The 23,693-nt window shown below is 67.6% G+C and carries 24 protein-coding genes and 1 pseudogene; 17 read left to right on the forward strand and 8 right to left on the reverse strand.

Going from position 1 to position 23,693, the window contains the following annotated elements:
* Window positions 1–636 precede the first annotated feature (636 nt).
* The 15 genes from Q4A20_RS11825 (at window position 637) to Q4A20_RS11895 (ending at window position 17,083) form a co-directional block, all read left to right on the forward strand.
* Window positions 637–1,203, forward strand: coding sequence for a MauE/DoxX family redox-associated membrane protein (locus tag Q4A20_RS11825; RefSeq protein WP_303123202.1), 567 nt, complete (start codon window positions 637–639; stop codon window positions 1,201–1,203).
* Between the two features lie 63 nt (window positions 1,204–1,266).
* Window positions 1,267–3,474 (forward strand): type IIA DNA topoisomerase subunit B, encoded by a 2,208-nt coding sequence (locus tag Q4A20_RS11830; RefSeq protein WP_303123203.1) that lies wholly within the window; start codon window positions 1,267–1,269, stop codon window positions 3,472–3,474.
* 126 nt (window positions 3,475–3,600) lie between these two features.
* Complete coding sequence (locus Q4A20_RS11835) at window positions 3,601–4,653, forward strand: GNAT family N-acetyltransferase (protein WP_303123204.1); 1,053 nt, start codon at window positions 3,601–3,603, stop codon at window positions 4,651–4,653.
* A 205-nt stretch (window positions 4,654–4,858) separates the two neighbouring features.
* Complete coding sequence (locus tag Q4A20_RS11840; RefSeq protein WP_303123206.1) at window positions 4,859–5,866, forward strand: LacI family DNA-binding transcriptional regulator; 1,008 nt, start codon at window positions 4,859–4,861, stop codon at window positions 5,864–5,866.
* 111 nt (window positions 5,867–5,977) lie between these two features.
* Window positions 5,978–7,273, forward strand: a complete 1,296-nt coding sequence (locus tag Q4A20_RS11845; protein WP_303123208.1) for a sugar ABC transporter substrate-binding protein — start codon at window positions 5,978–5,980, stop codon at window positions 7,271–7,273.
* Between the two features lie 71 nt (window positions 7,274–7,344).
* Window positions 7,345–8,283 (forward strand): carbohydrate ABC transporter permease, encoded by a 939-nt coding sequence (locus tag Q4A20_RS11850; RefSeq protein WP_303123209.1) that lies wholly within the window; start codon window positions 7,345–7,347, stop codon window positions 8,281–8,283.
* Between the two features lies 1 nt (window position 8,284).
* Window positions 8,285–9,241: a carbohydrate ABC transporter permease gene (locus Q4A20_RS11855; protein WP_303123211.1), complete on the forward strand. Its 957-nt coding sequence runs from the start codon at window positions 8,285–8,287 to the stop codon at window positions 9,239–9,241.
* 3 nt (window positions 9,242–9,244) lie between these two features.
* Entirely contained in the window at window positions 9,245–10,159 is a 915-nt protein-coding gene (locus Q4A20_RS11860; RefSeq protein WP_303123213.1) for a glycosyl hydrolase family 32, read from the forward strand.
* Between the two features lie 309 nt (window positions 10,160–10,468).
* Window positions 10,469–11,197: a metalloregulator ArsR/SmtB family transcription factor gene (locus tag Q4A20_RS11865; RefSeq protein WP_303123215.1), complete on the forward strand. Its 729-nt coding sequence runs from the start codon at window positions 10,469–10,471 to the stop codon at window positions 11,195–11,197.
* Window positions 11,197–12,633, forward strand: coding sequence for a Fe-S cluster assembly protein SufB (sufB, locus tag Q4A20_RS11870; protein ID WP_303123217.1), 1,437 nt, complete (start codon window positions 11,197–11,199; stop codon window positions 12,631–12,633). The genes Q4A20_RS11865 and sufB overlap by 1 nt, the downstream gene beginning before the upstream one ends.
* A 75-nt stretch (window positions 12,634–12,708) precedes the next feature.
* Window positions 12,709–13,944, forward strand: coding sequence for a Fe-S cluster assembly protein SufD (sufD, locus tag Q4A20_RS11875; RefSeq protein WP_303123219.1), 1,236 nt, complete (start codon window positions 12,709–12,711; stop codon window positions 13,942–13,944).
* Window positions 13,945–14,002: 58 nt separating this feature from the next.
* A complete protein-coding gene (gene sufC, locus Q4A20_RS11880; RefSeq protein ID WP_303123220.1) occupies window positions 14,003–14,752 on the forward strand; it encodes a Fe-S cluster assembly ATPase SufC in 750 nt (249 codons plus the stop codon).
* 43 nt (window positions 14,753–14,795) lie between these two features.
* Entirely contained in the window at window positions 14,796–16,163 is a 1,368-nt protein-coding gene (locus Q4A20_RS11885) for an aminotransferase class V-fold PLP-dependent enzyme (protein WP_303123221.1), read from the forward strand.
* Between the two features lie 2 nt (window positions 16,164–16,165).
* The gene (gene sufU / locus Q4A20_RS11890) at window positions 16,166–16,633 is read left to right on the forward strand and encodes a Fe-S cluster assembly sulfur transfer protein SufU (RefSeq protein ID WP_303123223.1); all 468 of its coding nucleotides are present in this window, start codon (window positions 16,166–16,168) and stop codon (window positions 16,631–16,633) included.
* A gap of 108 nt (window positions 16,634–16,741) precedes the next feature.
* Window positions 16,742–17,083, forward strand: a complete 342-nt coding sequence (locus Q4A20_RS11895) for a metal-sulfur cluster assembly factor (protein ID WP_303123236.1) — start codon at window positions 16,742–16,744, stop codon at window positions 17,081–17,083.
* An 81-nt stretch (window positions 17,084–17,164) separates the two neighbouring features.
* On the opposite strand, the gene Q4A20_RS11900 is transcribed toward Q4A20_RS11895, so the two are convergent.
* From Q4A20_RS11900 to Q4A20_RS11925, 6 genes are all read right to left on the reverse strand, one after another.
* Entirely contained in the window at window positions 17,165–17,473 is a 309-nt protein-coding gene (locus Q4A20_RS11900; RefSeq protein ID WP_303123225.1) for a hypothetical protein, read from the reverse strand.
* A 36-nt stretch (window positions 17,474–17,509) separates the two neighbouring features.
* A complete protein-coding gene (locus Q4A20_RS11905; RefSeq protein WP_303123226.1) occupies window positions 17,510–17,959 on the reverse strand; it encodes a hypothetical protein in 450 nt (149 codons plus the stop codon).
* A 246-nt stretch (window positions 17,960–18,205) separates the two neighbouring features.
* Window positions 18,206–19,000 carry a MerR family transcriptional regulator gene (locus Q4A20_RS11910; protein ID WP_303123228.1) on the reverse strand — a complete coding sequence of 265 codons (795 nt, stop codon included), beginning with the start codon at window positions 18,998–19,000 and terminating at the stop codon, window positions 18,206–18,208.
* A 41-nt stretch (window positions 19,001–19,041) separates the two neighbouring features.
* A complete protein-coding gene (locus tag Q4A20_RS15150; RefSeq protein WP_368502479.1) occupies window positions 19,042–19,212 on the reverse strand; it encodes a hypothetical protein in 171 nt (56 codons plus the stop codon).
* Window positions 19,213–19,265: 53 nt separating this feature from the next.
* Complete coding sequence (locus Q4A20_RS11920; RefSeq protein WP_303123229.1) at window positions 19,266–19,613, reverse strand: hypothetical protein; 348 nt, start codon at window positions 19,611–19,613, stop codon at window positions 19,266–19,268.
* A 54-nt stretch (window positions 19,614–19,667) separates the two neighbouring features.
* A complete protein-coding gene (locus Q4A20_RS11925) occupies window positions 19,668–20,186 on the reverse strand; it encodes a flavodoxin family protein (RefSeq protein ID WP_303123230.1) in 519 nt (172 codons plus the stop codon).
* 338 nt (window positions 20,187–20,524) lie between these two features.
* On the opposite strand from Q4A20_RS11925, the pseudogene Q4A20_RS11930 reads away from it, so the two are divergent.
* Window positions 20,525–20,686: pseudogene (locus Q4A20_RS11930) on the forward strand (glyceraldehyde 3-phosphate dehydrogenase NAD-binding domain-containing protein); the annotation flags it as partial.
* Window positions 20,687–20,766: 80 nt separating this feature from the next.
* Here the strand turns inward: Q4A20_RS11930 and Q4A20_RS11935 are convergent.
* Complete coding sequence (locus Q4A20_RS11935; protein WP_303123231.1) at window positions 20,767–21,672, reverse strand: neutral zinc metallopeptidase; 906 nt, start codon at window positions 21,670–21,672, stop codon at window positions 20,767–20,769.
* Between the two features lie 139 nt (window positions 21,673–21,811).
* Between Q4A20_RS11935 and Q4A20_RS11940 the strand changes: the two genes are divergently transcribed.
* Entirely contained in the window at window positions 21,812–22,861 is a 1,050-nt protein-coding gene (locus Q4A20_RS11940; RefSeq protein WP_303123232.1) for a quinone-dependent dihydroorotate dehydrogenase, read from the forward strand.
* A gap of 175 nt (window positions 22,862–23,036) precedes the next feature.
* Here the strand turns inward: Q4A20_RS11940 and Q4A20_RS11945 are convergent.
* Window positions 23,037–23,693 (reverse strand): aldo/keto reductase (locus Q4A20_RS11945; protein ID WP_303123234.1); only part of this gene is annotated, 657 nt, incomplete at its 5' end.

Below are 23,693 nucleotides of genomic sequence, written 5' to 3' on the forward strand. Positions count from 1 at the left end.
CCTGCGCAGCTCGCGTACTTCCTTCTCCAGCTCCCGGATCCGCTCGGCATCGGATGTGGTGGTTCCCGGCCGGGCGCCCGCATCGACCTCGGCCCCTCTATGACCCAGGTGCGCAGCGCCTCGGGGCGGGGCGCCCAACTCCTCAGCGATCCTCCAGGTTCGCCCCCTTAGACCTCTCCGGGTCCCGACGGGCCCCTGCACAACCATCCTGGTGGCCCGCTCACGCAACCCTCTTCGGGATACTTCCCCAGGTAGCACTCCCGACAATGAACCTTCCGTGCATTCACTGCCCCCATAAAACCCGGCGCAGTTCAACCCGTGGTGCTCTTGCCGTGCAGCCGGTCTTTGGCCCTGGCCGGTGCGAGACAACGGTCGATGGCCTGTCACGCGCATAGGGACGCCCGGCTCACGCCTCACCTGCCGGCTGTAGCGGTCAGTGCCGCCCCGTCGGCGCCGCCTGCGCCTACGGCGAACGTCGGATGCGTCAATAGCATCGAGTTGTGAGTGTGGTCACGCGGCGATAGTGTGCTTGACCGCAGAGATCGCGGTAAGTATGGTGTCAATCACCAACTGGTGCCCTGTCTCTGAATTGGAAGTGATTACCGTGAAGCGTCGTTCGGTGGCTAGGTGATCGCGATGGGGGCTGTTGCCTATGTATTAGGTGTGGCGCGAATCCTGATCGGCATGCTGCTGGTGGTGAGCGCGTACGGAAAGCTGGGGCAGGTCTACCAGCAGGGCGTGAGTGATGTGCTCGGATACCGGTTGGTCGGTCGACGCGGTGCAGACCTGGTGGCCTTCTTCCTGCCGGTGGTGGAGATGCTGCTCGCCGCCGCCCTGGTAATGGGCGTCCTGATCCCCGCATCGGACCTGGTCGCGGCCGCATTCTTCGTGTTGTTGGCGGGAGTGGCGGCAAGTGCCTTGGCAAGAGGTCTGGTGACGGACTGCGGCTGCTGGGGCTCGCTCGCCCGCAGGCGAGTAGGCCCGGTCGTGGTGGCCCGCAACCTGGTCATCGCCGCCCTGCTGCTGGCCGACGTGTTCCTCATAGAACAGCAGCGTCTGGTTCTGGTCGACTCGCTGCAATCACCCGCCTATATGGGAATGGGAGTTGTTGTGGTGCTACTTCTGTTCCAGCGCCGGTCCCAGCGTCGCGCGGTAACACGAAACTCGCATCTCGCCGCAGCGCCGAACTCGCCGGCGGCGTAGACCACACCCGCAGCGGCGGTGGGGGATACGGAACCTGAACCCGTGATCGGCTAGATTCGGGCCGTGCCAGATTCCTCCCAGTCCTACTCCGCCCGTCACCTCTCCGTGCTGGAGGGGCTTGAGGCTGTACGCAAGCGCCCTGGCATGTACATCGGCTCCACCGACCAGCGGGGCCTGATGCACTGTGTATGGGAGATCATCGACAACGGTGTGGACGAGGCCCTGGAGGGCTATGGGGACCGCATCGCCGTCGTCGTCCACGCCGACGGATCCATTGAGGTGCGCGACACCGGGCGGGGCGTGCCCGTGGACGTGGAGCCCTCCTCCGGTCTGACCGGCGTAGAGTTGGTCTACACCAAGCTGCACGCCGGCGGAAAATTCGGCGGTGGCTCCTACGGCTCCGCCGGCGGCCTGCACGGGGTGGGCGCCAGCGTGGTCAACGCTCTGTCAGCCCGCATGGACGTGGAGGTGGACCGCGGCGGAAAGACCTACGCCATGAGCTTTCGCCGCGGCGTGCCCGGCGTCTTCACCGACCCCGCCACCGGCCCCACCCCCGACGCCCCCTTCGAGGAGTACACCGAGGCCACGCAGTTGCGCGTGGTCGGCAAGGTTCGGCGCGGCGTCACCGGTACCCGAGTGCGTTACTGGGCCGACCCCGAGATCTTCCCCGCCCCCGGTCAATACGACATCACCGCCCTGCGGGCCCGACTGCGGCAGACCAGCTTCCTGGTACCCGGGCTCACCCTCACCCTCACCGATGAGCGCGGCCCCGAAGCGGTCTCAGCCACGGCCGGCAGCGGCACCGACCCGGCCCTGGGAGCCAAGGCGGAGCGCGGTGCGGAGGGCGACCTGTTCGACTCCGGCGCGGCGGAAGAGGAGGGCCCGGAGGTCTTCCGTGCCGAGGGCGGCACCGCCGACTTCGTCGACTTCCTGGCCACCGACGGCTCCGTGACCGACACCTTCCGCCTGACCGGTGAGGGCGCCTACACCGAGACCGTGCAGCAGCTCGACAAGCGCACTGGCCACCTGCGGCCCACCGAGGTTGAACGCACCTGCACCGTGGACGTCGCCCTGCGCTGGGGTATCGGCTACGACACCACCGAGCGCTCCTTCGTCAACATCATCGCCACCCCCATGGGTGGAACCCACCTGACCGGCTTCGAACAGGCCGTCACCAAGGTGCTGCGCAAACAGATCGATGCCAACTCCCGGGCGCTGAAGGTCACCAGCCGTGACGGGCGCATAGAGAAGGACGACATCCTCGCCGGGATGACCGCCGTCATCACCGTGCGCGTCCCCGAGCCGCAGTTCGAGGGGCAGACCAAGGAGGTGCTCGGCACCGCGCCCGTACGGCAGATAGTCGCCAAGGTGGTGGAGAAGGAGCTAACCGCCCTGCTGACCTCCTCCAAGCGCGACCTGAAGACCCAGTCGCGCGCCCTGCAGGAGAAGATCGTCGGCGAGATGCGCGCCCGCGTCTCCGCCCGCATGCACAAGGAGATCACCCGCCGCAAAACCGCCCTGGAGACCTCCACCCTGCCCGCGAAGCTGGCCGACTGCCGCTCCGACGACGTCGCCTCCTCCGAACTGTTCATCGTTGAGGGGGATTCCGCCCTGGGGACTGCCAAGAACGCCCGCAACAGCGAGTTCCAGGCACTGCTGCCAATACGGGGAAAGATCCTCAACGTGCAGAAGGCCTCCCAGGCGGACATGCTGCGCAACGCCGAGTGCTCCGCGATCATCCAGGTGGTCGGGGCCGGCTCCGGACGCACCTTCGATCTGGAGGCCGCCCGCTACGGCAAGGTCATCCTGATGACCGACGCCGACGTCGACGGCGCCCACATCCGCACCCTGCTGCTGACGCTGTTCTTCCGGTACATGCGTCCCATGATCGAGGCCGGCCGCGTCTTCGCCGCCGTGCCCCCGCTGCACCGGATCGAGGTGAGTGCGCAGGGCCGTCGCAAGCGGGAGATCATCTACACCTACTCCGATGAGGAGTTGGTCACCACGCTGCGCAAGTTGGAGAGGCAGGGCCGCAGCTTCAAAGAGCCCCAGCGCTACAAGGGCCTGGGGGAGATGGATGCTCACCAGTTGGCCGAGACCACCATGGAGCCGGAGCATCGCACTCTGAGGCGCATCACCCTGGGGGATGAGGCCGAACTGATCGAGGCGGAGAACGTCTTCGAACTGCTCATGGGCTCCAGCGTGGAGCCGCGCCGTGACTTCATCATCGAGGGCGCCTCAGACATCGACCGCGAGCGCATTGACGCCTGAGCAGGCGGCCGTCGAGCGCCTGCGCCCGCCAGGCCGCCCTGACCGATGTCCGGGCTCGGGTAACCTGGCCCAAGTCATCTGCTCGTATGCCCGAGGTCGGGCGCCGTCCCGTCGAAGGAGACGCATATGACACCCGTTTACGGATCAACCCGTCGCACCGGCCCGGGCGGCCCATGGGCTATGTTCCGTCCGGGGCCTCGCTCGGCGTTGCCTCGCATCCTCACCTGGGCGCCGCTCGGACCGCGTGACAACGGAGAGCTGGCGGAACTGATCGCCCGCTCCGAGGCAGTCGACAATCCCCCCTACCGCACCAGTGCCCAGGAGACCGCCGAGTACTTCGTTGATCCCACCTACTCCGGGGTGGCCGGACGTGACGCGGACGGCATCATGCGCGCCTTCGGGCTGGTGCGGCTGCGCCCGGCCGGGGAGATCTACGCCTCCATGACCGGGACGGTCGACCCGCAGTGGCGCAAACGCGGTATCGGAGTGGCGCTGCTGCATTGGCAGACCGAGCGGGCCCGGCACCTCATTGGCGCCGAGCGGGCCGGGGAGCCCATCGGCGCCGCGGCCGTCGTGCCCGCACACATCGTCACCACCGTTCTGGAGGACGACGAGCGCATGAAGAACCACCTGGCGGAGCTGCGGTTCGAACCCCGCCGGTGGTACCGGGAGGTGCGCCGACCCCTGTCCGATCCCATCCCCGAGGTGGAGCTGGACGGCTTCCTCAGCATCGAGCCCTGGTCGGAGGAGCTGGATGACGCCGTGCGCCGCGCCCACAACCAGGCCTTTGCCGACTCCGGCGGCGGCAGCATGAGCCCGGAGGAGTGGCGAGCCGGACGGGCCTACTTCGCTCCGCAGTGGAGCTTCGTGGCGGTGGATCGGTCGGGGGATCGAGCCCGGGTCGCCGGTTACGTGCTGTCCAGCCGCTATGAGCAGGACTGGGACGCACTGGGCTGGCGCGAGGGCTACACCGACGTCATTGGGGTGCTCGCCGACTACCGGTCCCGCGACGCCGGTCCGGCACTGCTGACGGCGGTGATGCGCGCCTATGCCGCCGACGACATGGAGTATGCGGCCGCAGGCTTCGAGTCCGACGACCCCAGTGGAGCGATCGACCTGTTCCGCGACCTCGGTTACACCGCCACCCGCGGCACCATCCTGTACGGCCTGGATATGTGATCCAGGCGCTTGCCGGTGCAAAGATTCCGGCCCGCGTCGGCGGCCCGTCGGCCGCCGGTGGCCGGCGCCTGGCGCCCCGCGGCCCAACAGGACAGGCCGTATATCTATCCGTGACGTTAATCGTTTGACTTAACGGATGTCAGAGCGGCAAACTCGTGCCGACGGCTGATGTAGTCCGGCTCACTCGCAGGCGAATAGGAGGACGATGACGACTCTGGTCGAGGTCGCCGCGGCGGCTCGAGTGTCCACCGCCACCGCCTCGTTGGTGCTCGCCGGCAAGGACCGGGGACGGGTCTCGGATGGCACCGCGGCGCGCGTGCGTGCCGCCGCCGAGGAACTCGGTTACGTGCGCGACGCGCTGGCCGGCGGCATGCGCAACCGCCGTACCCGCACCGTCGGCGTGCTCGGCGAGCGCGTGCTATCCACTCCTTATGCGGTCGCCATGATCGATGCGATCCTAACCGCCAGTAGACAACTGGGCTGGTCGGTGCTGCTGACCGACTCCGGCGGACAGCCCGAGCAGACACGACGTGCAGTAAGGGAACTGCGATCCCGGCGTGTCGACGTCATTGTCCACGCCGCCATGTATCACCAGCAGGTGCACGTGCCCGCGGAATTGACGAATGTTGCGGTGCTGAACGGTTTCGCGGACCGGGAGGGCGTCGTCGGCGTCGTACCCGATGAGGAGGCGGCCGCCCGGGCCGCCGTCACCCACCTGCTGGAACTGGGGCACCGTCGGATCGGGCACATCACCCACGATGACTCCACGATCGCCATAGGGCTGCGACGCGCGGCGTATGAGAACACGCTGCGCGAGGCCGGGATAGCGCCGGATGAGTCCCTCGTCATCAGCGGCGGCAATAAGCCCGAGGAGGCCGAGGCCTCCGCGCGTCGGCTACTGGACCGCGCGGAGCGCCCCACCGCGGTCTTCTGCTACAACGACGGCATGGCCGCCGGCGTGTACCGCGTCGCGGCCGCCCTGGGGATAGCCATCCCCGAACAGTTGTCCGTCATCGGTTTCGACGATCTGCAGCTGATCTCCACCAACCTCGCGCCGCAACTGACCACCATGCGCCTGCCCCACTATGAGATGGCCGACTGGCTCGTGCGCCGCCTGATCACCCAGCAGCTGCCCGATTCCGCCGGAGTACACCGCTTCCCCTGCGAACTAGTGGTCCGCAAATCCACCGCCCCACCCGACACCGCAACCTGATCCGGTTGCGTGCTACGGGCCCCACGTCAGTGAGAGGCCGTCACACCCCACATGCCCCGGGGTCACCCCGACTCCGGTCAACCATCCCCTCCGAAACACGAAGGAGTGTCCATGTCCACCACTCGCCGCACTTTCCTCGGCCTCGGCGCCTCCGCCGCCGTGGCCGCCACCCTGGCCGCCTGTTCCTCTCAGCAGGGCGGCTCCGGATCCGGTTCCTCGGGCGCTATCAGCCTGTGGACCCACAACGGCGGTAACAAGGAGGAGCTCGCCGTCGTCAACAAGGCGGTCGAGGCCTTCAATGCCGCCAACCCCGACACCCCCGTTGAAGTGAAGTCCTACCCGCAGGCCTCCTACAACGACTCCATCGCGGCTGCCGCCGTCGCCGGCGACCTGCCCGACATTCTCGACCTGGACGGCCCGATCATGCCGAACTGGGCCTGGGCCGGATACCTCGCCCCGCTACAGATCTCCTCCGAGCTGGAGGACAGCATCATCGATTCCGCCAAGGGCTACTGGAACGACACCCTCTACTCGGTGGGCCCCTACGACACCTCGCTGTGCTTCCTGGGCCGCAAGTCCGCCTTCGAGGCCGCGGGCGTACCGATCCCCACGGTTGACAAGCCCTGGACCAAGGACGAGTTCGACGCCGCCCTCGCAAAGCTCGCCGAGCTGCCCGACTACTCCTACGCGATCGACTTCTCCGTTGCTGACTCCGCTGAGTGGTGGCCCTACGCCTACGCGCCGATGCTGCAGTCCTTCGGCGGCGACTTGATCGACCGGGAGACCTTCGAGACCGCCGAGGGCTTCCTCAACGGCGACGCCGCCGTGCAGTGGGGCGAGTGGTTCCGCTCCTGCTTCACCAAGGGCTACGCCTCGCAGACGCCCGCCACCGACGGGCAGGACTTCCTCCAGGGCAAGGTCCCGCTCTACTACGCCGGCGGCTGGAAGGTACTCCAGTCCCAGGAGACCTTCGGCCAGGACGAGGTGCTCATCCTCCCGCCGGTGGACTTCGGCCAGGGCGCGCACGTCGGCGGTGGCTCCTGGCAGTGGGGCGTGTCCGCCACCAGCTCCAACCCGACGGCGGCCAACGCCTTCATCGAGTTCCTCATGCAGGATGAGTACCTGGTGGAGTACTCCAACGCCATTGGCAACTTCCCCTCCGTGCCCTCGGCCACGCCGCAGACCGATTACTACAAGGAGGGCGGCGCACTCGAGCCCGTCTACGAGATCGGCACCAAGTACGCACTGCTGCGCCCCGCCACACCCGGCTACAAGGTGATCTCCTCCATCTTCGACAAGGCCGCCCGTGACATCGTGTCCGGTGCGGACGTGAAGTCCACCCTGGATCAGGCGGTCAAGGACATCGACGCCGACATCAACTCCAACAACGGCTACCAGGCCAAGTGAGCCGCTGAACCAGTTCCTCCGTTCCCCAAGACCGGTGGGGCGTCACGGCGCCCCACCGGGAAGGAATCGTCATGTCTGCTTCAACCTCAACCAAACCGACCCGGGATGTGGGAACGCGCAGCAGTCGCTCATCCGCTGCACGCAAGGAGGCACGCACCGCCTGGCTGATGTCCTCACCGGCCCTGCTGCTGCTCCTGTTGTTCCTGGGTATCCCCATCGCGCTCACATTCGTGCTGAGCTTCACCAATGCGCGGTTGATCTCACCGAACCCGCCCGAGTTCATCGGACTGAGCAACTTCATCCGCGCCTTCAGCGCCGACCCGACCTTCGTCCGCTCGCTGACCAACACGGCCTTCTTCGCGCTGGTGGTGGTGCCCTGCCAGTCGGGGCTCGCCCTGGCGCTGGCGATCCTGGTCAACCAGAAGGTCAAGGGCGTGACCGCCTTCCGCACCATGATCTTCATGCCGGTGGTCACCTCCATGGTGGTCGTGTCCATCCTGTGGAGCTTCTTCTACGAGGATGACGGCCTGTTCAACTCGATGCTCAACACCCTCACCGGAGGCGGCTGGACCGCCGTCGCCTGGCTCAACAACCCCGGCACGGCCATGCCCGCCATCATCGTGCTGTCCATCTGGCAGGCCGTGGGCCTGCACATGATCATCTGGCTGTCCGGCCTGCAGGGCATCGACCCGGCCCTGTATGAGGCCGCCGCCCTGGACGGGGTCAACGGCTGGCAGCGCTTCCGGTACGTGACCTGGCCCGGTCTCCACTCCACCATGGTGTTCATCCTGGTGACCATCACCATCGCCGCCCTGGGGCTGTTCGTACAGGTCGACGTCATGACCTCAGGCGGACCGCAGGACGCCACCTCCACGCTCGTCTACCACGCGGTGCGCAAGGGCTACCGCGAACAGGACATGGGCTACGGCAGTGCGATCTCCCTGATCTTCTTCATCGCCGTGCTGGCGATCAGCCTCATCCAGCGGCGCCTGACTCGGGAGGACGACTGACATGACCGACACCATGACCACGGCGACGAACTCCGCCGCCGCTGAGCAGGCCGGGCACCGTAAGGGTCGCAGGTCCGGGCGGGCCGCCACCAGGCGGCGCTCGAAGATCCTGACCTACATCGGGCTGACGGCGGCAGCCGTAGTCGCCGTCTTCCCCCTGCTGTTCATGATCTTCTCCTCCCTTAAGCCGGACGCTCAGATCTTCGCCGATCTCGGCACGCTCAAGGCCTTCCTGCCCGTGGGGGAGCTGAGCCTGGACAACTACGAGGGCGTGTTCGAACGGGTTCCGGCCGGACGCTTCATCGCCAACTCCGTCATCGTGACGGTGGCCATCGTGGGCCTGGGCCTGATCGTGAACTCCATGATCGGCTTCGCCATCTCACGCATGCGTTGGAAGGGCAAGAACATCGTGCTCTCGCTGGTGCTGGCGACCCTGATGGTCCCCTTCGAGACCATTGCCGTGCCGCTGGTGTTCTGGGTGGCGAAGCTGCCCTCCATCCAGTGGGCCGTGGACGGCTTCCTGTTCAAACAGGGCATGCTCAACACCTACCAGGTGCAGATCCTGCCCTACGTCGCCAACGCGCTGGCCATCTTCCTGTTCGCCCAGCACTTCGGTGACATCCCCAAGGAGATCGACGAGGCCGCTCGGGTGGACGGCGCGAGTTGGTGGACCATCTACCGCAAGATCGTCGTCCCGCTTTCCGGGCCGACCTTCGCGACCGTTGCGATCATCACCATGCTGCCCGCCTGGAACTCCTACCTGTGGCCGCTGATGGTGGTGCAGCAGGAATCGATGCGGCCGGTGAGTGTGGGGATGCAGTACTTCTTCCAGCTCAACCCCGTGTGGGGGCAGATCATGGCCTACGGCACCCTGATCACTCTGCCGGTGCTGATCATCTTCGTCATCTTCCAGCGGTCCTTCGTGCAGTCGCTGGCCGGCACCGCGGTCAAGGGGTGAGTGATGGGGCTGAGCCTCCCGGACCACTGGCTGTGGGACCACTGGATCGCCGACGACGGCGAGCACTACCACCTGTTCTTCCTGCGGGCCTCCCGGGCGCTGCACGATCCGGAACGGCGGCACTGGCGTGCGGCATTGGGACACGCCGTCTCCGCTGATGCGCATTCCTGGCGCCTGCTTCCCGACGCCCTGGTGCACTCCGACGGGCCGGCCTTCGACGACCAGGCCATCTGGACCGGCTGCACCGTCCCCAAGCCGGGTGGCGGCATGCGCGTGTTCTACACGGGCATCTCCCGTGCCGAGCGCGGCATGGTGCAGCGGATCGGCTGGGCCGACTCCGACGACGGAATCACCTTCGAGCGCCGTTGTGCACAGCCGCTCGAGGCGGACGGACGATGGTATGAGAAGTGGAGTCCCGGCTATGGCTTCGACGAGCCGTGGCGGGACCCCTTCGTGCTCCGGCATGACGGGCAGTGGCACATGCTCATCACCGCCCGTGCCCGCGGCGTCGACCGGAAGCACGCCGGTGTGATCGGCCACGCCGTCTCCGACGATCTCGACCACTGGGAGGTGCTGCCCCCACTGACCCGGCCCAGTGTGTTCGGCCAGCTCGAGGTCAGTCAGTCCCACTGTGTGGACGGGCGCCACCTGCTGGTCTTCTCCTGCGGGCAGGACATGCAGGCGCAGCCGGGCCCGGGCGGTGTCTGGGTGGCCGAGGGAGAGGGACCGTTGGGACCCTGGGATATTGAGGCCGCTCGTTCCGTGCGGCCCGAGCACCTGTACGCCGGCCAGCTGTTCCGACTGCGTGACGGGCGGTGGGCGCTTACGGGATTCATCAACATGGTCGATGGCGCATTCGTCGGCGCCGCTCCGGACCCGCTGCCGTGGGCGGCGATCGAGCTGGCGGAGCGGCCGTAGCGGCGACGTCGGCCAGGACACGGCACGGCGGCCCGGGATGCCTGAACGGCCCCCGGGCCGCCGTCATGTCGGCCGCTCCGGAGCTGACGACGATCGTCCGCGCGGTTGCAGGCGCAGTGGGCTTGTCCGGGCGCCTGCCGGATGGGAGGCCCGGGCGGCAACGTGCTCCATCACACGTTCAGACGCCGTGCCAGAAACTTGCCATCGTGGAATTTCGGAACAAAGATCTTCGTTAAAGATCGGTGCATGGGGGCGGAGCCACCCGGCGGCCCGCCGCCCGCACCGCGCAGAGGCGGAGAGGAGTTAACCATGAGCCAGGCCGACGATGACTCAACCCGCTCCCGGGTCCTTGATCTGATTGCCGAGAAGGGACCCGTGTCCGCCGCGCAGCTGGCCAAGATCCTCAACCTCACGCCGGCGGCGGTGCGGCGTCACATAACCGCCCTGGAGCAGTCCGGTGAGATCGAGGTCCACAACCCCGCCGTCAGCGGCAAGCGCCGCCGCGGCCGCCCGGCCCGCTTCTACGTGGCCACCGCCCAGGCGCGCACCAGTTTCGGCGAGGGATACTCCGAACTGGCCAACCGGGCCCTGGCCTACCTCTCCCAAGTCGGCGGGGAGAAGGCCATCGACTCCTTCGCCGCCTCCCGCGGACGCGACCTGGAGCGCCGCTACATGCCGATCGTGGATGCCGCCGGCAAGGACCCCGCCGATCGGGCACGCGCCCTGGCGGACGCGCTGACCCTCGACGGCTACGCGGCCACTGTTCGCGCCGTCGGCGACGGTACCTACGCCGTCCAGCTCTGTCAGGGGCACTGCCCGGTGCGGGACGTGGCCGGGCACTTCCACGAGCTGTGTGACGCCGAGACCCGCACCTTCGCGCGTCTGCTCGGCGTCCCCGTGCAACGTCTGGCCACCCTCGCCGGGGGCGAGCATGTATGCACCACTCACGTTCCCATCGCCATGCCCACGCTGCGCAAACGTGCGGCGCGGGTGGCAGATAGACGTAGCCACAAGCCCGAGAAAACGGAAGGAAACTGATGACCGCACCCGTGACGGAAACCGTGCGCAGCGACGATGAGATCATCGATTCGATCTCGGAGACCTACGAGTACGGCTGGCGCGATTCCGACGCCGCCGGACTGTCCGCCAAGCGCGGCTTGGACGAGCAGGTGGTCCGCGAGATCTCCGCGCTCAAGGGCGAACCCGAGTGGATGCTGCAAAAGCGCCTGAAGGCCTACGAGATCTTCGAGCGCAAGCCCTTGCCGACATGGGGTGTGGATCTGTCCGACCTGGACATGGACCAGGTCAAGTACTTCGTCCGTTCCACGGACCGGCCCGCCAATTCCTGGGAGGATCTCCCGGAGGACATCCGCAACACCTACGACCGGCTCGGCATCCCCCAGGCGGAGCGGGACCGGCTTGTGGCCGGTGTCGCCGCACAGTACGAGTCCGAGGTCGTCTACGAGCAGATCCGTGAGGATCTTCAGGAGCAGGGCGTCATCTTCCTGGACACCGACTCGGCCCTGAAACAGCACCCCGAGTTGATGCGGGAGTACTTCGGTTCCGTGGTGCCCGCGGGCGACAACAAGTTCGCCGCCCTGAACACGGCCGTCTGGTCGGGAGGCTCCTTCATCTACGTGCCGCCGGGCGTACAGGTGGAGATCCCCCTGCAGGCCTACTTCCGGATCAACACCGAGAACATGGGGCAGTTCGAGCGTACCCTGATCATCGCCGACGAGGGCTCCTACGTGCACTACGTGGAGGGCTGCACCGCCCCCATCTACTCCACCGACTCCCTGCACTCGGCCATTGTGGAGATCATCGTCAAGAAGAACGCGCGGGTGCGCTACACGACCATCCAGAACTGGTCCAACAACGTCTACAACCTGGTCACCCAGCGCGCCACCTGCGCCGAGGGCGCCACCATGGAATGGGTGGACGGCAACATCGGCTCCAAGCGGAACATGAAGTACCCGGCCGTCTTCCTCATGGGCCCCCACGCCCGCGGCGAGGCCCTGTCCATCGCCTTCGCCGGCGCCGGACAGCACCAGGACACCGGCGCCAAGATGATCCACATGGCGCCGCACACATCCAGCCACATCGTCTCCAAGTCGATCTCCCGCGGCGGCGGCCGCTCCGGCTACCGCGGTCTGGTGCAGGTGCAGAAGAACGCCCGGCACTCCAAGTCCAACGTGCTGTGCGACGCCCTGCTGGTGGACGAGATCTCCCGCTCCGACACCTACCCCTACGTCGACATCCGCACGGATGACGTCGAAATGGGTCACGAGGCCACCGTGTCCAAAGTCAGTGCCGACCAGCTGTTCTACCTCATGCAGCGCGGGCTGACCGAGACCGAGGCGATGGCCACGATCGTGCGCGGCTTCGTGGAGCCGATCGCACGTGAACTGCCCATGGAGTACGCCCTCGAGCTCAACCGGCTCATCGAGTTGCAGATGGAGAACTCCGTCGGCTGACTCGGCGGCCGACGCCACCCGCACATATTCCCGCCCGATTACGAGCCGCCGGCGGCATGCCGGCAAGGAGCACCAATGCCCGAACTGAGAACCGACCACTCGCGCGCGTCGCTGGAGGACGAGCGCATCCGCCGCGGACGTCGTTACGTGTCTTCGCGCGCCGAGAGACCCACCTCCTTCGATCCGGCCGACATCCCGGTTCCCCGCGGCCGCGAGGAGGAGTGGCGGTTCACGCCCACCAGGCGCTTCGCCCCCCTATTCGACCTCGACGCCGTCACCGCCGGCTCCGCCTCCCGGCCGCTGACCGTGGACATCGACGCGCCGGCGGGTACCGACGTGGAAACCGTCGACCGCCAGGACTCGCGCCTGGGCGTCGTCGGGGCGCCCGTGGACCGCACCGGAGTGGTCGCCTGGGCCGCCTTCCCGACCGCGACCGTGCTCACCGTGCGCAAGGATGCGGTGTTGGAGCGGGCGGCACGCGTGACTACCACCGGAGGTGATCCGGACCTGACCCACCCCGCCGCTCAGCACATCCGTATCACTGCTGAGAAGAACGCCGTCGGCACGGTGGTGCTCGATCACCGCGGTACTGCGGCGCTCACCCAGACCGTAGAGGCCACCGTCGCCGAAGGGGCCGAACTCACCCTGGTGACCATTCAGAGTTGGGAGGATGCGGCCGTCCACGCCTCGAATCATCGCGTGCGCGTGGAAGGCCGCGGCACCCTCAAGCACGTGGTCGTCTCCCTGGGCGGGGATGTACGCATCTGTTCGGACCTCGGTTTCCAGGGCGAGGGTGGACACATTGACGCCTATGGCGTGTACTTCACCGACGCCGGCCAGCACCAGGAGCACCGCCCCTACGTGGCCCACACCGAGCCCCACTGCTACTCCCGGGTCGCCTATAAGGGCGCTCTGCAGGGGGAGGGAGCCCACTCCGTATGGGTGGGGGACTGCCTCATCGGCGCCGGGGCCCGTGGCACCGACACCTACGAGCTCAACCGCAACCTGGTGCTCACCGAGGGTGCCAAGGCGGACTCCATACCCAACCTGGAGATCGAGAACGGCAATATCGAGGGCGCCGGACACGCCTCTGCCACCGGCCGTTTCGACGACGAGCAGCTGTTCTACCTGCGCGCCCGCGGCATCCCGGAGATGGAGGCCCGCCGCCTGGTGGTGCTCGGCTTCTTCAACGAGATCGTGGCCGAGATTCGCGTGCCCGAGGTAGAGGAGCGGCTGATGGCCGCCATTGAGAAGGAGCTCGAACTCACCGGCCTCGTCTCCGCGCGCGAGCAGGCCGCAGCGGCCCTCTGATCGGCTCTGAGAGCCGCGCCCGACCAGTTTCCCCCACGAAAGAAGAAGACAACTACCGATGAGCACCCTCGAGATCAAGAACCTTCACGTTCAGGTCGCCACCAACGACGGCCCCAAGCCCATCCTCAAGGGCGTCGACCTGACGGTCGCCTCCGGCGAGGTCCACGCCATCATGGGGCCCAACGGCTCCGGCAAGTCCACTTTGGCGTACTCCATCGCCGGCCACCCCGACTATGAGATCACCGAGGGCGAGGTGCTGCTGGACGGCGTCGACATGCTGGACATGAGCGTTGACGAGCGCGCCCGTGCCGGCCTGTTCCTGGCCATGCAGTATCCCGTTGAGGTGCCCGGCGTGACCGTGGCCAACTTCCTGCGCACCGCCAAGACCGCGATCGACGGCGAGGCCCCCAAGGTCCGCCAGTGGGTGGGGCAGGTCAACCAGGCCATGGAGAACCTGCGCATGGACTCCGCCTTCTCCCAGCGCGACGTCAACGCCGGCTTCTCCGGCGGTGAGAAGAAGCGCTTCGAGATCCTGCAGATGGAACTATTGCGCCCCCGTTTCGCGATCCTGGACGAGACCGACTCCGGCCTGGATATCGACGCGCTGCGAGTCGTCTCGGAGGGCGTGAACCGCCTCCACGAGGCCTCTGACGCCGGTTTCCTGCTGATCACCCACTACACGCGCATCCTGCGCTACATCAAGCCCAGCCACATCCACGTGTTCGTGGATGGTCGGGTCGCCGAGCAGGGCGGACCCGCCCTGGCCGACCGCCTGGAAGAAGAGGGCTACGACCGATTCCTCGCCTGATACGCACGCCCAGCCACTTCCTCTAGCAGGAGACCAAGCGCAAATGACCGAAACGCCCCAGGCGACCCACAGCCAGGTGGGTGACGCCCCCGCCGCGGACACGCCGCTGAGCGTGAGTGAGATTGCCGCGTTGCGCGCCGACTTCCCGTATCTGGAGCGGCCGGCGCGCAACGGCGAGGTGCTGGCATACCTCGATTGGGCGGCCACCAGTCACAAGCCGCTGGGAGTGATTGCCGCGGAGTTCGACTTCTACCGCCGCTCCAACGGCGCCGCCGGGCGCTCCACCTACCAGCTGGCCGATGAGGCCACCGCCGCCTGGGAGGATGCCCGGGAGGCCGTCGCCGGCTTCGTCGGCGCTCGCGGCAGCCAGCTGGTATTCACCAAGAATGCCACCGAGGCCGTCAACCTGTTAGCACTGGCTATCGGACATGCGAGCCTGGGGCGGCCTGCGGGTCGTGGCGGGCCGCCGGCCGCCGCCACCGACTCCGCCGCCCGCCTGCGCGTCGGACCCGGAGATGAGATCGTCGTCACCGTGGCGGAGCACCACGCCAACCTGGTGCCCTGGCAGGAACTGGCCGCTCGCACCGGCGCGACCCTGCGCTGGCTCGACCTGACGGCCGACGGCCGTATCGACTCCGGTTCCGTCTCGGTGATCTCCGATCGCACCCGGATTCTGGCGCTCACCCACGTCTCCAACGTGACCGGCGCGATCACCCCGCTGGAGCAGATCCTGCCCGCGGCCCGCAGCACCGGCGCACTGGTGGTCCTTGACACCTGCCAGTCCGCCCCGCACCTGCCCCTGGATTTCGCCGCCCTGTCCACCGCCGGGGTGGATGCCATGGTGATCTCCAGTCATAAGATGCTGGGCCCCACCGGTATCGGCGCCTTGGTTGCCACCGAGGAGCTGCTGGACGCCATGCCACCGGTACTGACCGGAGGCTCCATGATCGAGACCGTCAGCATTAGTTCATCCACCTACATGTCCGGCCCCGCGCGTTTCGAGGCCGGCAGCCAGCCGCTGGCACAGGCGGCCGGTTGGCATGCAGCCGTCGACTACCTGGCCGAGGTTGGCATGAGGCGCCTGCACGCCGGCGAGCAGATTCTGCTCGACCGGACGCTGCGCGGCCTGGCGGACATTCCCGGACTGCGGATTCTCGGGCCGGAGGATGCCCGCGACCGCGTCGGCGTGGTCGCCTTCTCGCTGCAGGGGGTGCACCCCCATGATGTGGGCCAGGTGCTGGACGCTGCGGGCGTGGCGGTGCGTACCGGACACCACTGCGCCCAGCCGATACACGCCCACTTCGGGGTGCCGTCCTCATCACGCGTATCCTTCGGTCCGGTGACAACGCCGGAGGAGATAGACCGCTTCCTCGACGCCGTCGCCACAGTCCGCGGCTACTTCTTAAGGTGAGTATGAACGACCTCGACCAGCTCTATCAGCAGGTGATCCTCGACCACTCACGCGAACGCCATGGCGCCGGCGCCCTGGAGGCGCCCGACGCCACCTCCCACCAAGTCAACCCGACTTGCGGTGACGAGGTCACCGTCGGTGTGCGGGTGGTCGACGGCCGTCTGGAGGCTGTCGGATGGGAGGGCGACGGGTGCTCCATCTCCCAGGCCTCCGTCTCCATCATGCATGACCTCGTGGTCGGCGCTGAACTGGCCACCGTGGCGCGGCTTGAAGGCGACTTTGACGCACTCATGCACTCACGCGGCCGCGGGGTCGAGGCCGCGGTCCTGGATGAGTTGGAGGATGCGGCCGCCTTCGAGGGCGTGTCCAAGTACCCCAATCGGGTCAAATGCGCACTGCTGGGATGGATTGCGCTCAAGGATGCGTTACTCAAGGCGGGTGTTCCCCTGGAGACCGCCGGGGCGAGTTGACCTCAGGTTTCCAGGCCTTGCCGCCCGCACCGTCCGCCCCTTGAATCCGCAGACCCCACAAACCCACGAGGAGGAGTAATGGGACAGACAGTTCAGGACCCCAATCCGATGGCCGCTCAGCATGCGCCCACCAAAGCTGCCGACGTGGACGTCGCCGCCATTGAGGAGGCACTGCGCGACGTAATCGACCCCGAACTGGGTATTAACGTCGTCGATCTCGGACTGTTGTACGGCGTCTCCATCGAGCCGGACGGCACCATCGTGCTCGACATGACTCTGACCACGGCGGCCTGCCCGTTGACCGACATGATTGAGGAGCAGGCTCAGCAGGCACTCGGGCTGATAGCCGACAAGGTGCGTGTGCAGTGGGTTTGGCTGCCGCCGTGGGGCCCGGACAAGATCACCCCGGAGGGCCGCGAGCAGTTGCGCGCCCTCGGCTTCAACGTCTGAGACGCGCGTAGGCGAAGGCGGGCCACTGCCCGGCGACCAGCCGCAGTGCGTCAGCGGCGGTGGTACCCGGCAGTGCACGTCTCACCTGTCCCGCCGCCAGTGTGGCCGCACCGAGGGCAGGGATGACGCAACCAGGGAGACAAGGCACCAGGCGGCCAGCTGCCGCGCCGATCCGGTGCCGGTGCCACGTGCCGCCTCAACCAGTCCGGAGCACTCCTCGGCCGCGAAGCGCCCCGCCAGAGCCACCGACTGCGCACTGGCCAGGGCGGCCATGAGCCCACCTATATAGCTAAGGAATCCCTCGCCCGGATCACCACTGCCCAGCAGCGAGCCGAACGTGCCGCCGTCGACCGCTCCCTGCCGGGCCAGCTCAACCATGTTCTCGCCCATGGCCGCCAGCACTCCGGCAATGGCGGAGGCCGGCGCCTATGTCAGCATTTGGATGCGCGAGCGCCGCAGCGCCAACGTCACCGGACCACGGGCTCGCAGCGGGCGCTGACGTCCGGACCCGAGTCGAATCAGCCCGGCCTCCAGGTCGCGGCGGCGCGCGGCGCCCGCCGCCGCGGCAAGCAGAACCACCAGGGCGGTGCCCGCGATCGCCGCGGGCTGCCAGTTGTTCTTCCCGCCGGGATCAATCGCGCTGCGCAGAGAGAACGACGACCAGGCACCCGCCCACCCCCACCCCTGGGCGGCCCACGCCCCGTGACCCGCATACAGCACGGCCAGTGCCGCGTGCCCGGCGCCACGCGCGCCGGTGGCGTCGGTGGTCAGCAGGGTGAGCGCCGTCGGCAGGGCCAGCAGCCAGGCGCGTTCCTCATGGGCGAGCGTGCGGGCGGTGCGCAGGGCGGGTCGCATGAATGTCGGTCGTGTGATCATCGGGCCTGGCCCTCGTAGTGACGCAGGAACAGGTCCTCCAGGGACGCCGGAGTGCAGGTGATCCCCTGGGCGCCCGCGGCGCACGTGCAGGTCCAGGCCGTCCACGGCGTGCAGGCGGCTAAAGATCTTGACCAGTCCGGCAACCTCGATTGCCGGTTATTGGATTGGTGAACCGACGGGGGCGGACCTGATGGTGGTAACTGTGGGTGTCATGCGCCCAGGTTCGGGTGCGACGTCGCGTCACACTCAAGGTGTTGCGCGCCAGCGGGCGATCGCCTCTGTTAGTTGCCGTTCCATTTCGCCGGCCAATCGGGCGCCACCGGCTCCAAGGTGTGCAAACAGCTTGAACAGGGGCGCAATGGCAGCGGCATCAACGCTATCGGCGAGTTCACGGCAATGCCGTGGGCCGAGCGTGCGCTCGAACCGCGCAATGTTCTTTGCGGCCTGTGCCTCGACCTGGGAGTCGGTCAGATTCTCGGTGTCCTGACCGTAGGCCACGAGCGCGTCGGCGTCCTCGCCGTCGTTCGGTCCGGGGAACAGGTACTGTGCCTCGGGCGGCATGTGCCCGCTGTAGCAGGCCACATCGACCAGGTCACGCTCGCGGCGCACGGCTGCCCGTGTCCGCTCATCGGCGGCCTCCGCCTCCAGCCGGTCGAAGAAGGCGACCATGCGCGGCGGCATGGGGGAGACGGTCAAGCCCTCTCGTGCGCGCTCCAGCAGGGAGGCGAGCATGTCGCGCTGGCGGGTCACCTCCGTCAGATGCTTCTCAATCACGTCCAGGGCTCCGGACAGGTCATCGAGCACGGCCGCATCCGTGGAGACCACTTCGTCGGTGGGGGAGTCCAGGATGCGGGCGATGGACTTCAGCGGGACGCCGGCCTGGGCCAGCCAGCGAATGCGTGACAGGCGGGCGACGTGACCCAGGTCGTAGTCGCGCCAGCCGCCGCGCTCTTCGGGCACGGGCAGCAGACCCTGCTTGTGGTAGTAGCGCACGGTGCGGACCGTGGTGCCGGTGAGTCGGGCAATCTCGGCGACGCGCATGGGAGGGGCTTTCTCCTTCGGTCGAGTCCAGGCGTCCCGGCTCAGGGCAGGTCCGGGTCCTGGGCGCCCAGGACGGCCTCGCGCAGCACGCGGGCGTGGGTGTGTACGTGGTCGTGGCCGGCCAGCAGCAGGGGCATCCGGCAGGCCAGGGCACGACGGCGCCGCCCCGCCACAGCGGCGAACGGGACGACGGGGCCGGAGGCGGGGCTCATGGGATCACCGTAGGCGCCTACGACTCCGCTGTCACCGGCCCAACAACGGCCGTTCAGCGCCACAGCCTGGTGCTGAGCCAAGCCGCGAACCCCACGACCGGGACGCAGCCGATCAGCGCCACGATCGTCTCCATGCCGATGATGAACAGGTAGGCGATCAAGCCCAACGCTGCCAGCCAGACCGCCGCGATGCGCAGGGCCGGTGGCAGTGCGGTGACCAGGTACGCGCCGAGGGTGATGAGCACCAGGCCCCCGGCCGCGAAGGACATGAAGTCGCCGCTGAACATGCTGACCGGCACGACAGTGCCTCCCCAGACGATGGTGATAATCCCGCAGGCGGTCAGGCAGATCCCGGTGATGTCGCGGCCGCTCAACCGGTTCTTTGTGTTGCTGGTCGTCATTTTGCTCTCCTTACGGAAGGTTGTCGGATGTGACTGTTCGCGGTGAGGCGGGCATCAAACGTTGGTTGTCGAGGCCGCCAGAGCACGCCCCCAGGTGCGGGCGTCCGCCTCCTCGCCGTCGGCCAGGGGGCCCGACTGCCCTTGAACCAGGAAGCTCCTGATCGACGGTGCATCCCGGCCCCGCCCGCGCCGCAGGGCCTTGATAATCGCCTTGGCCGCCGAGCCGCTCAGCCAGCTCTTGGAGGTCACCGTGTCAAAGACGGCCGTGGTGAGGACGGTCGGAATGATGGTGCGCGCCAGCCATTCGCGCATGCCGCTGTTCTGCGCGGCGGCACCGGCCTGCTTACCCGCCTGAGTGCGTGTGGCCGTGGTCGGCAGCCCCCGGTTGTGGGTGGGAGCTCCCAGAATCAGCAGATCGAGCTTCGCGGGCAGCGAGGCGGGTGCTTGGACCGCATCAAGGACCCGGGCCTGCGTCCCGGCATCCGTGAGCCCGGCGGCTACGGCTTCGGCGATAGTCCGGGTATTGCCGAAGCAGGACTCGACGACGATGAGCGCGGTGGGTGCGGTGGCCATGGTTCCTCCCGGTTGTCGGCGGTGCCCCGGGTGGGGCGAACGCACCCAGCATCGGGTGTGACGTTGCGTCGCACACAAGCGGGTACCGGTTGCGATGGCCCGGTTCGGAGCCGCTGGCCGCCCCACCGGTGAAGAAACTCCGAGTAGGGCCATAGCTCACGGAACCGTACGTCGGCAGTTAGGCACTGCCCGCCACCTTGCCAGTGGGACCGCAGAGGATTCGCAGGCGCATGTCGTGGGATGGAGGTCGGCAGCCGGCAGGCCACTGCCAACCAGACGCTCACGGTCGCATCCGTGAGCGATACAGATCCACGGCCTGCAGACCAGGAAGAACAGGCATGACTGTGCGCATCGGAATCAACGGCTTCGGCCGGATCGGCCGCACCTACTTAAGGGCGGCCCCGGCCAACCACGCCGACATCGAGGTCGTTGCCGTCAACGACCTCACCGACGCCGCCACATTGGGCGTCCTACTCGAGTGGGATTCCGTCAGCAGACGCCTGGACGATGTACACCTCGACGGCGCGTAGCGGCTCAGCCCAGCCGACGAGACCCGTCGTCCGCCGGGCGGCGGGTCCCATCAGAGCCGGGAACCGGCCACGGCGAAGGTATTGCACTGCTCCAAGGAGCCCGACTCCATGCCAGTGGTGAACCAGCGCACCCGCTGCTCGGAGGAGCCGTGCGTCCAGGTGTCGGAGTTGACGGTGCCGCTGGAGCGCTGCTGAATGTGGTCGTCGCCCACCGATTCGGCGGCGTTGATCGCGGTAGCGATCTCATCCTGAGTGGGCTCTACCAGGAAGGCGGTGCCCGTGTCGGGGTCCACGGCGGAGGATGCGTAGTGCACCCACACGCCCGCATAGCAGTCGGCCTGCAGCTCCGTGCGCACCGAATCCGAGTCGGCGCCACTACGGGAGCGATCCGTGGAGCCCATGACACCCAGCAGGTTCTGAATGTGGTGGCCGAACTCGTGGGCGACGATGTACTCCTCCGCCAACGGGGTGTCCTGGGCGCCCAGCGTGGACTCCATGTCGGAGAAGAAACTCATGTCCAGGTACACGTTGGAGTCGCCCGGGCAGTAGAAGGGGCCGACGGCGCTCGTGGCCGAGCCGCACGCCGTCGACACCGACTGCCCATCCCACAGGATGAAGCCCGGCTCGGCATAGGCGGTGCCGGCCTGGGCGGGCAGTTGCTCACCCCACACCGCGTCCAGTGACTCGGCGGTGGCGATCATGCGGCACTGGGTGTACTGATTGGCGGCCTGACCGCTGGTGCACATGGAGGTGTCGATCGTGGAGGAGGCCGAGTTGCCCGAGGCCGCGTCCTGCCCGTTCAACAGCCCGGACAGGTCCACGCCAGTCACCTGCGACAGCAGGAATACGGCCAGGACGGCCAGCACCGAGCCGCCGCCGATCGCGGCGCCCCGGCGGCCACCGGAGCGGGTCTGCACCCGGTTTGGGTCGAGCTTGATATTGCGGTTGAAGGACACGGGGCACCTCGTTGCCGGTCGTCTCCGGCGGTTGTGTTGGTGAAACCTGGCGAGCCAAGGCTAGCGGAGACGCGGCCTCGGTTATGTCAATGCGGCCCGGGGCATGGGCCGGACAGGCCTATGCGAGTAGTCTGAGCACGTGCTGTACGAGCTGCTGTACAAGACCGTCTTCAATCGCATCGACCCGGAAATAATCCACGACGTCTGTATGGAGGCGATCGAGGCCACCAGTAAGGTGCCGCTCGTGCGGGACGTCGTGCGGCAGGCCTTCGGGCGCCGCCCCGCCTTCCCCGTTCCGTCGGCGAACCAGGACGGGCCGTTCGTGCGTCCGGTTCCCGGCATCCTCGGCCTGGCCGCGGGTATGGACAAGGAGGGGCAGGCCGTTGAGGGCATGGACATGCTCGGCTTCGGCTTTGTGGAGGTCGGCACCTTCACCGCCCGACCCCAGCTGGGCAATGACAAACCCCGCATGTGGCGCTACCCGACTATCAGGGCGGTCCGCAACCGTATGGGCTTCAACAACTCCGGTGCCGACGCGGCCGCTACGCGGCTGCGGCATTTGCGCTCCACCGTGCGGGGCCGCTCGATCGTAGTCGGCGCGAACATTGGCAAGACCAAGACCACGCCGCTGGAACAGGCCGCCCAGGACTACGCCTATTCCGCCTCCAAGGTCGCCCGCTGGGTCGACTACCTGGTGGTCAACGTCTCCAGCCCCAACACTCCCGGGCTGCGCAGCCTGCAAGAGGTCGAGTCGCTGCGGCCGATCCTGGTCGCTGTGCGCGAGGCGGCCGACGCCGCCGCTGACCGGCACGTGCCGCTACTGGTCAAGATCGCCCCCGACCTGGCCGATGAGGACATCGACGCCGTCGCCGACCTGGTCCTGGACATGAAGCTGGACGGGGTGGTGGCCACCAACACCACCATCGACCACGACCTGGGGGAGGGCGGGCTTTCCGGGGCGCCCCTGCTGCCGCGCGCGTTGCAGGTGGTCCGGAGGCTGCGCAACCGGCTGGGAGAGGGCCCAATCATTATCGGCGTTGGCGGGATCTCCTCCATCATGGACGCCGAACTCATGCTCGACGCCGGTGCCGACCTGCTGCAGGCCTATACCGCCTTCGTCTACAACGGCCCTGCCTGGCCCGGCCGCATCAACCGCGCACTGGCCACCAGCCCGCGGCACCTGCGCTGACCCCGTCTCGGTCCCATCACCCCCATCACCGAGATCGGCTGATCTTACGTGCCCAGATCGGTAGAAGTTACGTGCCGAGGTCGGTAGAAGTTACGTGCTGAGACCGGTCGAAATGGCGCGTGCCATTCGACCGGTCTCGAGGTATTCGGGTGCCCGGTTGCCCAAGCGGAGTGCGTCAGGCCGGGCGCTGCCCGGGGGAGCGGGTCAGGGCCGGGTCGCGCTCGACGACGTCGCCCAGAGCCGTATCGATTGCGGCCATGACGTCGTCGCCCAGTTCCACGCCGGAGGCCTTGACGTTCTCCCTGAGTTGCTCGGGGCGCGAGGCACCTACCAGTGCGGCAGAGATGAAGTCGTGCTGCAGCACCCAGGCGATGGCCAGCTGCGGCATGCTCAGCCCGGCGTCGTCGGCAATCGGCTTCAGCTGCTGTACCGCGCTTAGCACGTCGTCGCGCATCCAGCGGCTGATCATCTCCTTGCCGCCCTTCTCATCAGTGGCGCGTGAGCCGGGCGGCGGCTGCTGCCCGGGCAGGTACTTGCCGGACAGAACCCCCTCAGCCATCGGTGACCAGACGATCTGGCCCATACCGAGTTCGGTGGAGGTCGGCACCACCTTGTCCTCGATCACGCGCCACAGGGCGGAGTACTGCGGCTGGTTGGAAACCAGCCGGAAGCCCATCTGGGCGGCTAGCTCCTGACCGGCCCGGATCTGTTCGGCGGTCCACTCCGAGACGCCGATGTACAGGGCTTTGCCGGCGTGCACGACGTCGGCGAAGGCCTGCATGGTCTCCTCCAGCGGCGTGGCGTAGTCGTAGCGGTGCGCCTGGTAGAGGTC

This window comes from Actinomyces sp. (assembly GCF_030530635.1).
Classification (GTDB): Bacteria; Actinomycetota; Actinomycetes; order Actinomycetales; family Actinomycetaceae; genus Actinomyces.

What these genes read in the sequence shown, in the direction of transcription:
- Q4A20_RS11825 (WP_303123202.1), top strand. Translation starts at nt 637, where the DNA reads ATGGGGGCTGTTGCCTATGTATTAGGTGTGGCGCGAATCCTGATCGGC.
- Q4A20_RS11835 (WP_303123204.1), top strand. Translation starts at nt 3,601, where the DNA reads ATGACACCCGTTTACGGATCAACCCGTCGCACCGGCCCGGGCGGCCCA.
- Q4A20_RS11840 (WP_303123206.1), top strand. Translation starts at nt 4,859, where the DNA reads ATGACGACTCTGGTCGAGGTCGCCGCGGCGGCTCGAGTGTCCACCGCC.
- Q4A20_RS11845 (WP_303123208.1), top strand. Translation starts at nt 5,978, where the DNA reads ATGTCCACCACTCGCCGCACTTTCCTCGGCCTCGGCGCCTCCGCCGCC.
- Q4A20_RS11850 (WP_303123209.1), top strand. Translation starts at nt 7,345, where the DNA reads ATGTCTGCTTCAACCTCAACCAAACCGACCCGGGATGTGGGAACGCGC.
- Q4A20_RS11855 (WP_303123211.1), top strand. Translation starts at nt 8,285, where the DNA reads ATGACCGACACCATGACCACGGCGACGAACTCCGCCGCCGCTGAGCAG.
- Q4A20_RS11860 (WP_303123213.1), top strand. Translation starts at nt 9,245, where the DNA reads ATGGGGCTGAGCCTCCCGGACCACTGGCTGTGGGACCACTGGATCGCC.
- Q4A20_RS11865 (WP_303123215.1), top strand. Translation starts at nt 10,469, where the DNA reads ATGAGCCAGGCCGACGATGACTCAACCCGCTCCCGGGTCCTTGATCTG.
- sufB (WP_303123217.1), top strand. Translation starts at nt 11,197, where the DNA reads ATGACCGCACCCGTGACGGAAACCGTGCGCAGCGACGATGAGATCATC.
- sufD (WP_303123219.1), top strand. Translation starts at nt 12,709, where the DNA reads ATGCCCGAACTGAGAACCGACCACTCGCGCGCGTCGCTGGAGGACGAG.
- sufC (WP_303123220.1), top strand. Translation starts at nt 14,003, where the DNA reads ATGAGCACCCTCGAGATCAAGAACCTTCACGTTCAGGTCGCCACCAAC.
- Q4A20_RS11885 (WP_303123221.1), top strand. Translation starts at nt 14,796, where the DNA reads ATGACCGAAACGCCCCAGGCGACCCACAGCCAGGTGGGTGACGCCCCC.
- sufU (WP_303123223.1), top strand. Translation starts at nt 16,166, where the DNA reads ATGAACGACCTCGACCAGCTCTATCAGCAGGTGATCCTCGACCACTCA.
- Q4A20_RS11895 (WP_303123236.1), top strand. Translation starts at nt 16,742, where the DNA reads ATGGCCGCTCAGCATGCGCCCACCAAAGCTGCCGACGTGGACGTCGCC.
- Q4A20_RS11900 (WP_303123225.1), bottom strand. Translation starts at nt 17,473, where the DNA reads ATGGGCGAGAACATGGTTGAGCTGGCCCGGCAGGGAGCGGTCGACGGC.
- Q4A20_RS11905 (WP_303123226.1), bottom strand. Translation starts at nt 17,959, where the DNA reads ATGATCACACGACCGACATTCATGCGACCCGCCCTGCGCACCGCCCGC.
- Q4A20_RS11910 (WP_303123228.1), bottom strand. Translation starts at nt 19,000, where the DNA reads ATGCGCGTCGCCGAGATTGCCCGACTCACCGGCACCACGGTCCGCACC.
- Q4A20_RS15150 (WP_368502479.1), bottom strand. Translation starts at nt 19,212, where the DNA reads ATGAGCCCCGCCTCCGGCCCCGTCGTCCCGTTCGCCGCTGTGGCGGGG.
- Q4A20_RS11920 (WP_303123229.1), bottom strand. Translation starts at nt 19,613, where the DNA reads ATGACGACCAGCAACACAAAGAACCGGTTGAGCGGCCGCGACATCACC.
- Q4A20_RS11925 (WP_303123230.1), bottom strand. Translation starts at nt 20,186, where the DNA reads ATGGCCACCGCACCCACCGCGCTCATCGTCGTCGAGTCCTGCTTCGGC.